The sequence below is a fragment of the Halomonas sp. BC1 genome, from assembly GCF_002078135.1.
Lineage (GTDB): Bacteria > Pseudomonadota > Gammaproteobacteria > Pseudomonadales > Halomonadaceae > Vreelandella > Vreelandella stevensii.
On the sequence record NZ_LFGS01000002.1, the window covers coordinates 118,336 to 126,785 of the forward strand.

The 8,450-nt window shown below is 64.7% G+C and carries 10 protein-coding genes and 1 riboswitch; all 10 genes read left to right on the forward strand.

Annotated elements, in window-relative coordinates; genetic code table 11:
• Window positions 1-202, forward strand: a 202-nt coding sequence (locus B7L72_RS00670) for a nicotinate-nucleotide--dimethylbenzimidazole phosphoribosyltransferase (RefSeq protein WP_176212810.1), incomplete at its 5' end; no start/stop codon positions are given.
• Window positions 199-1,221 carry an adenosylcobinamide-phosphate synthase CbiB gene (gene cbiB, locus B7L72_RS00675; RefSeq protein ID WP_081192005.1) on the forward strand — a complete coding sequence of 341 codons (1,023 nt, stop codon included), beginning with the start codon at window positions 199-201 and terminating at the stop codon, window positions 1,219-1,221. The genes B7L72_RS00670 and cbiB, both read left to right, overlap by 4 nt.
• On the forward strand, window positions 1,221-2,333 hold the full coding sequence (gene cobD, locus B7L72_RS00680; protein ID WP_081192007.1) for a threonine-phosphate decarboxylase CobD: 1,113 nt from the start codon (window positions 1,221-1,223) through the stop codon (window positions 2,331-2,333). Before cbiB ends, cobD begins: the two co-directional genes overlap by 1 nt.
• Window positions 2,317-2,865 carry a bifunctional adenosylcobinamide kinase/adenosylcobinamide-phosphate guanylyltransferase gene (locus B7L72_RS00685; RefSeq protein ID WP_081192009.1) on the forward strand — a complete coding sequence of 183 codons (549 nt, stop codon included), beginning with the start codon at window positions 2,317-2,319 and terminating at the stop codon, window positions 2,863-2,865. The genes cobD and B7L72_RS00685 overlap by 17 nt, the downstream gene beginning before the upstream one ends.
• Window positions 2,862-3,623, forward strand: a complete 762-nt coding sequence (locus tag B7L72_RS00690) for an adenosylcobinamide-GDP ribazoletransferase (RefSeq protein ID WP_081192029.1) — start codon at window positions 2,862-2,864, stop codon at window positions 3,621-3,623. The genes B7L72_RS00685 and B7L72_RS00690 overlap by 4 nt, the downstream gene beginning before the upstream one ends.
• Window positions 3,575-4,228 (forward strand): histidine phosphatase family protein, encoded by a 654-nt coding sequence (locus B7L72_RS00695; RefSeq protein ID WP_176212811.1) that lies wholly within the window; start codon window positions 3,575-3,577, stop codon window positions 4,226-4,228. The genes B7L72_RS00690 and B7L72_RS00695 overlap by 49 nt, the downstream gene beginning before the upstream one ends.
• Window positions 4,180-4,617, forward strand: a complete 438-nt coding sequence (locus tag B7L72_RS00700; protein WP_081192013.1) for a bifunctional adenosylcobinamide kinase/adenosylcobinamide-phosphate guanylyltransferase — start codon at window positions 4,180-4,182, stop codon at window positions 4,615-4,617. Before B7L72_RS00695 ends, B7L72_RS00700 begins: the two co-directional genes overlap by 49 nt.
• A 61-nt stretch (window positions 4,618-4,678) precedes the next feature.
• Window positions 4,679-4,915: riboswitch (cobalamin riboswitch) on the forward strand.
• Window positions 4,916-5,058: 143 nt separating this feature from the next.
• Window positions 5,059-6,897: a TonB-dependent receptor domain-containing protein gene (locus B7L72_RS00705; protein ID WP_081192015.1), complete on the forward strand. Its 1,839-nt coding sequence runs from the start codon at window positions 5,059-5,061 to the stop codon at window positions 6,895-6,897.
• 13 nt (window positions 6,898-6,910) lie between these two features.
• Complete coding sequence (locus B7L72_RS00710) at window positions 6,911-7,801, forward strand: cobalamin-binding protein (RefSeq protein ID WP_081192017.1); 891 nt, start codon at window positions 6,911-6,913, stop codon at window positions 7,799-7,801.
• Window positions 7,801-8,450, forward strand: a 650-nt coding sequence (locus B7L72_RS00715; protein WP_081192019.1) for a FecCD family ABC transporter permease, incomplete at its 3' end; no start/stop codon positions are given. The genes B7L72_RS00710 and B7L72_RS00715, both read left to right, overlap by 1 nt.

Genomic DNA, 8,450 nt, shown 5'->3' on the forward strand with positions numbered 1-8,450 from the left:
GGTATTTGGCCACCGTTCGGCGGAGCCGGGCCACGCCCTGGCGCTGGAAGCCCTGTCGGCGCAGCCGCTGCTGGCCCTGGAAATGCGCCTGGGCGAGGGCAGTGGGGCGGCGCTGGCTTACCCGCTGCTACAGGCTGCTGCCGCCATGCTCAGTGACATGGCCACGTTCTCCCAAGCGGGGGTGAGTGGCAAGGCACCATGAGCCTCGACTTGCTGAGCCTGCCCGCTCTGGCCGGATGGGTCGCGCTGGCCATCGTCATCGATTTGATCGTGGGGGACCCGCGCACGCTGCCCCACCCGGTGGTGATCATCGGCAAGGCGATTAGCGCTTTGGAGCACCGCTGGAACCACGGCAGCCCCCAGCGGCGGCGCCTGTTGGGCGGGTGCCTTACCCTGGTGGTGGTGCTGGGCACCTTTTCGGTGGCCTGGCTGGGGCTTGCGCTGTTGTCGTGGGTGCACCCCTGGCTGGGGCTGGCCGCCGAGCTGTGGCTGCTGGCCACCACGCTGGCCATCAAGGGGCTGGCGGATGCCGGGCGGGCCATTGCCGCCCCGTTGCGGCAGGGCGATTTGCCCGGCGCGCGGCAGGCGCTGTCCAGAGTGGTGGGGCGTGATACTCAGGCTCTGGATGAAGCCGAGATTACCCGGGGCGCGGTGGAAACCGTGGCGGAGAACACCGTCGATGGCATTACCTCGCCGCTGCTGTTTGCGCTGCTGGGGGGCGCGCCGCTGGCGCTGGCCTACAAGGCCGTCAATACGCTGGACTCCATGGTGGGCTACCGGAACGAACGCTACGGCGACTTCGGCTACGCCTCGGCCAGGCTGGACGACCTGGCCAACTGGCTGCCTGCCCGGCTGACCGCCCTGTGCCTGTGGCTGGCGGGCGTGCTGTATGGGGTGTTTCACCGCTCACCTCTGCGCTGGCGAGGTGCCCTGGCGGCCACCTGGCGCGAGGCACCCCGCCACCCAAGCCCCAACGCGGGTTGGCCCGAGGCGATGGTGGCGAATTTGCTGGGCGTCCAGTTGGGCGGCACCAACGTCTACCAGGGGCAAGTATCACACCGGGCCACGCTGGGCACCGCCCATGATTTACTGAAAGCCAGCCACATCACTACCACGATTTGGCTGATGCACGGGGCTTGGCTGCTCTTCTTCCTGCTGCTGTTCTTCCTGCAGCTGTTTTTCCAGCAACTGTGCCTCGTGATGGCTACGGGGGCCGGGTGATGCGCGGCCAGCCCGGCAACCTACCCCTCGACCATTGGCCAAGCCACGGTGGCCAGGCCGCCGCGCTGCTGCAGCGCTTTGGCCTGCCTGCCGACCACCCGCTGGAAGATATCAGCGCCAACCTGAACCCGCTGGGCCCGCCCGACTGGGTAACCGGCTACCTGGCCCAGCGTCTGGCTGGGCTGGGCCGCTACCCCGAGCCGGACTACCGCGCCGCCAGGCAGGCAATTGCCGAACACGCAGGCGTGGAGCCGGGGCAGGTACTGCTCACCAACGGCGGTGCGGAAGCCATCTTTCTGGCGGCGGCGCACCACGCCGGCCAGCAGGCGCTGATCGTCACCCCCACCTTTGGCGAGTACGCCCGGGCCTGCAACGCCCACGGTGTGCGCATCAGCGAGCTTGGCCTGTTGCCGGGCACCTTCGACCCGCCCGCGGCCGCGTTGCTGCAGGCGGCGGCCAGCGCTGATGTTGTGTTCGTATGCCGCCCCAACAACCCCACCGGCACGCTGCTGCCCGTGGCGCTTATCGAAGCGCTGCTGGACGCCTTGAAATCGGGGGTCTCGCTGGTGGTGGATGAAGCCTTTATCGATCTGGCGTTGGAGGCTGCACCGCTGACCCCGCTGCTCCAACGCTACCCGGCGTTGATCCTGCTGCGCTCCATGACCAAATTCTTTACCCTGCCGGGCCTGCGGCTGGGCTACGTGCTGGCCGATGAGCGGCGTATCGCTCAGCTTCAGGCGCAGCAACCGCCCTGGAGCGTCAATCATCTGGCCGCCGAACTGGTGCCGCCGCTGCTGGCGGATGAGGGCTTTGCCCGGCGTACCCACCAGTGGTTGGCCGGTGAGCAGCCGCGCATGGGCGCTGCCCTGGCCGCGCTGGGGTTGGAGGTGGTGCCCAGCCACAGCTGCTTTCATCTGGTGCGGCCTGGGGCCGCTCAGCGGCAGCGGGGCATTTCCAGTATCGTGCTGCTTGAACGCCTGCTTCACCAAGGTATGCTGGCGCGACATACCCATGGTTTTGCTGGCCTGAAGGGTGGTTGGCTAAGGCTGGCACTGCGCGATGGTGTGACCAATGATCGGTTGTTAAAGGTGCTGAATGATTGTCTTTGTTAGTGGAGGGGCTCGGTCGGGCAAGAGCCTGGTGGCGGAGCAGTGTGTTCAGCAGTACGCCGACGGCAAGACGTGTTACTACGTGGCCACCGCCGACATCTACGATAGCGAAATGGCCGAACGGGTAGGCCATCATCAGGCCCGCCGCGCCAACCACTGGGTCACCCTGGAAGCTCCGCTCAACATCGAACAGGCCGTGGCCCAGGTGCCCAACGGCCATGCCGCCCTGTTGGACTGCCTGACCCTCTGGGCCAGCCAGGTGATGTTCAATACTCAGGAGGACGCCGCCCCGGTCAGTGAAACGGAAGCCTTTGCGCTGTTGGTGCGTGCGCTTCACGATGCCCGCCGCCGGGGGGTGACGCTGGTAGTGGTCTCCAACGATCTCAACGAAGCGCCCTTGCCTGCCTCGGCAGAGGTGTGGCGCTACGTGGAATTCCTGCAAAAGCTGCACCGTTGGCTGGCGGCCCAGGCCGACCGGGTGGTGGAGGTAGTGGCCGGGCAGACCATCGAATGGAAGGCGGCTGGCGCACCATGAAAAATGCCCTGTACGGCATGCTGCTGGCGCTGCAGTTTCTGACGCGCCTGCCGATCCCCGTTGCCTGCCCCTGGACACCGGCCACTCGGCGCTGGGCCATTCGCGCCTACCCGCTGGTGGGCCTGATGGTGGGAGCGCTGCTAGCCTGTGTCGCCCTGCTGTTGGGCCAGTGGCAAACCCCATCGCCCATCACGGCGCTGGTGCTGCTTAGCCTGTGGGTGGCCATTTCCGGTGGCCTGCACCTGGATGGCGTGATGGACCTGGCCGATGCGCTGGGCAGCAACCAGCCCGTGGCCCGCCGATGGGAGATCATGAAAGACCCGGTGGTGGGTAGTTTTGGCATGCTGGCGCTGGTGTTTCTGCTGGCCTGGAAAGGGGTGCTGCTATGGGCGCTGGTGCACTATCAGGCGCCGCTTGGCTGGCTGGCGGTGGCCCCCGCGCTGGGTCGGCTGGCGGGGGTGGCCCTGCTGGTGCTGACGCCCTGTGCCCAGCCCAGCGGCCTGGCCTTTAGCTGGCAGCAGTCGCTGGGCCGAAGGGACGTGGTGCTGGCCCTGCTGCCGCTGCTGGTCGGGGCACTGTTCATGCCGGGGCTGTGGGTCTGGCTGGTGGCCACGGCCTTGTGGGTCGTGCTGATGCGTCAGGCGCTGCTGCGCTTATTTCACGGCATCAACGGTGACATGGTGGGTGCCACTATCGAAGGAGGAGAGCTTTGGCTACTGGTCTTGATGTGGAGCTGGTGGCAGTTCGCCACGGTATAACGTCCTGGAATCTGGAGCGTCGGTACCAGGGGCAGCGCGACATTCCACTGCTGTTCCCGGACGCGGAAGCGGGCCTGCTGGCCCTGCGTGACGCCTTGGCAAGCGAGCGTTTCGATGCCATTCATGCCAGTGACCTGGGCCGCTGCCAGGAAACCCTGGCGTGGTCACAGGCGGCCAGGCCCGGCATGCCGGTGTACCGGGAGCCGCGCTTGCGAGAGCTGGATTTTGGCGAGTACGAAGGAAAGGTTTACGATGAGCTCAAGGAGCTGCCGCACTACCGCGCCTGGATAGACAGCGCGGGCGAGCTGCAGATACCCGGCGGTGAGTCGTCTGGCCAGCTGCGCGAGCGCCTCGATGGCTGGCTGGAAGAGGTGGCGCAACAGGCGCGCGAACAGGGCCATCGCAAGGTGCTGGTGGTGACCCACGGCGGGGTGATTCGTGAGCTGCGCCGCCGGTTCGAAACGCTGGATTTCTGGGCGGGCATCGTCCATCAGGCCCAGGGCCGTCGCTGGCAGCTGACCTATCAGCCCAACGATGCAGGCAAAGGAGAGTGGCAATGCAACTGTTCATCGGCGGTGCCAGCGCAGGCAAGCGAGACGCAGTAAAACAGCGCTTTCCCGGCGCGGTGTGGTGGCGCCTGGCGCCGGGCCAGCGCTTGCAGGAAGTGTCCCACGCCATGCACCCCGGTACTCCGCTGGTGCTGCATGGCCTGTTCGAATGGCTTTCGGCGGCCATTCACTCCGACTTCAGCAGCGACGAATGGCGCGCCCACTGGCGCGAAGATCTGCAGCGCCTGGACGAGGCAGCGGCAGGCCAGCACGCCACCCTGGTGGTGATTGCCAACGAGCTGGGCCGAGGCCTGGTGCCCATGGCAAGGGACCAGCGCCGCCTGAGGGATCTCAGCGGTTGGTTCACCCAGGACGCCGCTGCCCAGGCAAGCCAGGTGTGGTACGTGCGCCATGGGCTTGTGCAAGCGCTGAAAAGCACGGCATAAAGTCCGACATAGTGCAGCACGCCCCGCCTGGCCAAAATTGACCTGATTAGCGCAAGTTGCTAGTTTACGCGCACTCTTAGGTGCTGATGGCGACCCTTCGCCCTCAGTTAAACGGGAAGTTGGTGAACGCGACTGCGTCAATCCAACGCTGCCCCCGCAACGGTGATCGAGACAAGAACGGCCAGGACGCCACTGTGCTCAGGCATGGGAAGGTGGTCGTTCGGAAAGGGTCGGCGCTTGAAAAAAGCGCCTCCTTTCGCTCGTCAGCCCGGAGACCGGCCCAGGAGTGACGGCTGAAAAGCCACGGATTACCGGCATGCGGTGGGCATGTGCAGGGTGTAGGGTGGGCTGCCAACGCAGCTTGCCTGCCTTGCGTGTGCGCCTGCACCGGCCACTAAAAAACACGCTGTGCGGGTGAGCACAGTGCGCAAGGGGTCCATCATGCAACGTTTATCTTCTACCGTCACGTTGGCGGCATTTGCCATGGCCGCCGTGCCCATGGCCGTTCATGCGCAGGCGCAGCAGCAGGCCTCGGCCAGTCACGATACGCTCAATCCTGTCGTCGTGACGGCGGCGTTGGCACCGCGTACCGCCAACGAAAGCCTCTCTTCGGTCACCGTTCTGGATGAAGCGACGCTTCGCCGCCAGGACCCGACCAGTGTTACTGATCTGCTGCGCGGCCAGCCGGGGGTCGATGTCACTTCCAATGGCAGTTTCGGCAAGAGCGGTGGCGTCTATATCCGTGGTACCGGTAATGACGCAACGACACTAATGATCGACGGTATTCGCCTGCGCTCGGCCACCGCGGGTGGCGCTGCCTGGCAGTACCTCGATCCACGCATGTTCCAGCGTGCCGAGATCGTGCGCGGCCCGCGTGGCAGTCTCTATGGCGCCGACGCGATGGGTGGTGTGGTACAGCTGTTTACGCACGATGGCGAAGAGGGTGGCCCCTACCCACGCTTCTCGTTTGGCGGCGGCTCCTTCGATACCCAGCGCTATAGTGCCGGCCTTTCCGGCAGCAGCGGCGGTACCCGCTATAGCTTTGCCGCCAGCCATTTCGATACCAATGGTGAGCCGGTGCGTCGTGGTGGTGAGGATATGGGCTACGACAACACCACGGCGCTGGCGCGCATGTCGCATACTTTCGGTAATGGCGCGGAAGTGGGGTTTCTGGCACTGAGGGCGCGCGGTACCACTGAGTATGATGAAAGTGGTAGCTTGGCTACGACGGACTATATACAGCAGGTGGCGGGAATTTACGGTGAGCTACCGATCACGGATAACTGGCGCAGCCGCTTGACGCTTAGCGAAGCGCGTGATGAGAGCGTCAACCATGCCTATGACTCCATCCTCGACACCCAGACACGCACGGCTCGCTGGGAGAATACCTTGAGTGCCGGTGTGCATGAGCTGATTGTCGGCGCGGAGTATCTGAACGATAGTGTGGTCGGTAGTATTACCGGGGATATGCCTTGGGATGGCCCTTATGATGTCGAAGAGCGCGATAACAAGGCGGTCTTTGGTCAGGCGTTGCTGGACTTTGCGCCATTCGCTGTTCAGGCCAGCCTGCGCTATGACGATAACGAGGCGTATGGCGATGAAGTGACCGGCAGCCTGGCGCTGGGCTACGAACTGGATAACTACCATACGCTGCGCGCCAGTATAGGCACGGCGTTTAAAGCCCCGAGTTTTAATGACCTCTATTGGCCGAACTCTGGCAACCCTGATCTCAATCCGGAAAAATCTGAAACCGTTGAAGTGGGCGTTCGCGGCCAGTACAGCCAGTGGTTCTGGGACGTGGCCGTCTTCCAAAACGACTACGACGACCTGATTGCCTGGGCGCCGACGCCAAGCGGTTTGTGGGCGCCACAAAACGTCAATAATGCGCGTATTCGCGGTGCTGAGCTTTCAAGCGGCGTAGAAGTCAACGACTGGGTACTGCAAGCTGCCTATACCTACCTGGACCCGGAAGATCAGGAAACAGGCAATCGACTAGCCCGCCGTGCTAGCCAAAGTGTGCGGCTAGATGCTGACCGCGAGCTTGGCGATTGGTCATTGGGAGGGTCGTTAGTAGCACAAGGTTACCGCTATGATAATGCCTCTAATACTCAGCGATTGGGTGGCTATGGGTTGGTTAATCTACGTGCGGGATGGCAGTTTGCACCGCTTTGGACGGCCCGTGTTACGGTAGAAAATGCCTTTGATAAAGAGTATGAAACCTCGCGTGACTACATCAACGCAGGCCGAGCAGGGTTCTTAAGTGTTCACTTTGGCCAGTAGCCAACGTGGGTTAATGCGCGGGGCCTTGGGCCTCGCGTTTTTGCTCATAGCCATACCTGTCCAGGGCCACGACCACTCACGCTGCGTGGTAGATGCTCGTGACCGCGAATTATGCCTGCACAACGCTGCACGGCGTATTGCCACGCTCTCCCCAGGGGCAACGGAGCTGACCTACGCCGCAGGCGCAGGAGATCAGGTCGTGGCCGTGGTGAGCTACAGCGACTACCCGCCACAAGCCCAAGAAGTGGCTTCGGTGGGCAGCCACACGCGGATTGATTTAGAGGCCCTGGTCGGGCTTGCCCCGGATTTAGTCATCGGCTGGGTCACCGGTAACCCCGCCGAGCAGATGGAGACCCTGGAAGCGCTGGGCATGCCGGTGTTCTACATCGAGCCGCGCAGCGTGGAAGCGGTCGCCCATACCATCGAACGACTCGCCCGGCTGGCCGGTACCGAGCCAATAGGGCGGCAGGCGGCCAGCGAGTTCCGAGACGGCATGGCCGCGCTCACCGTGCGCTATAGCGAACGCGACCCGGTACCCACGTTCTACCAGGTATGGGACGAGCCGCTGATGGGCGTCAGTGACGAACACCTGATTGGCCAGGTGGTGACCCTGTGCGGCGGCGAGAACGTGTTTGGAAGCCTGGAACGGCTGGTGCCCAGACTGGATGACGAAGCCGTGCTGGCCGCCAACCCGGAAGCCATCATCGCGGGCGGCATGGGCGAAGAGAACCGCCACTGGCTGACCCACTGGGAGCAATACCCTCACCTCGATGCGGTGGCCAAGGAGAACCTCTACTTCGTACCGCCTTCACTGATCCAGCGGCCCACCCCGCGGCTGCTGGAAGGCGCACAGCTGCTGTGCGACAAACTCGACCAGGCGCGCCAGAAGCGCGAGGACGCCTGATGCCGCTGCGCCGCTGGACACCCCTTGGCCTGCTGGCCCTGATGGCCGTGGCGGCGCTGCTGTTTTCGCTGACGGTGGGCAGCGCCTCGCTTTCCATGGCTCAGCTCTGGGGCGTGGTTCAGGGGCAGGGCGATACGCTGGCGCGCACCCTGGTGGTGGAACTGCGCCTGCCAAGGGCGCTCTCGGCCTTTGCGGTGGGCGGGCTGCTGGCCGTGGCCGGGGCGCTGATGCAGGTGCTGCTGCGTAACCCGCTGGCCGACCCCTACGTGCTTGGGCTTTCCGGCGGCGCCTCGATTGGTGCCTTGGCGGCCATGTTGGCGGGCCTGGGCGGCCTGTTGGTCTCCGGTTCTGCATTCGTGGGGGCGCTGGTATCGACGCTGCTGGTGTTTGGCCTGGCCCATGGCCGGGGCGGCTGGACTCCTTCTCGGCTGCTGCTGACCGGCGTGGTGGTGGCCGCCGGTTGGGGCGCGGTGATTACCCTGATGCTGGCGCTGAGCCCCGCCGAGCGGCTGCCCGGCATGCTCTACTGGCTGATGGGCGACCTTTCCTACTCCCGCACCCCCTGGCCGCCGCTGCTCCTGCTGCTGATGACCTGCCTGGTGCTGGTGCCGCTGGGGCGCAGCCTGAACGTACTGGCCCGAGGCCCCCA

Bases quoted from the DNA above. Each gene is read 5' to 3' on its own strand.
- B7L72_RS00690 (WP_081192029.1), top strand. From the start codon at position 2,862: ATGAAAAATGCCCTGTACGGCATGCTGCTGGCGCTGCAGTTTCTGACG.
- B7L72_RS00700 (WP_081192013.1), top strand. From the start codon at position 4,180: ATGCAACTGTTCATCGGCGGTGCCAGCGCAGGCAAGCGAGACGCAGTA.
- B7L72_RS00710 (WP_081192017.1), top strand. From the start codon at position 6,911: ATGCGCGGGGCCTTGGGCCTCGCGTTTTTGCTCATAGCCATACCTGTC.
- cbiB (WP_081192005.1), top strand. From the start codon at position 199: ATGAGCCTCGACTTGCTGAGCCTGCCCGCTCTGGCCGGATGGGTCGCG.
- cobD (WP_081192007.1), top strand. From the start codon at position 1,221: ATGCGCGGCCAGCCCGGCAACCTACCCCTCGACCATTGGCCAAGCCAC.
- B7L72_RS00705 (WP_081192015.1), top strand. From the start codon at position 5,059: ATGCAACGTTTATCTTCTACCGTCACGTTGGCGGCATTTGCCATGGCC.
- B7L72_RS00685 (WP_081192009.1), top strand. From the start codon at position 2,317: ATGATTGTCTTTGTTAGTGGAGGGGCTCGGTCGGGCAAGAGCCTGGTG.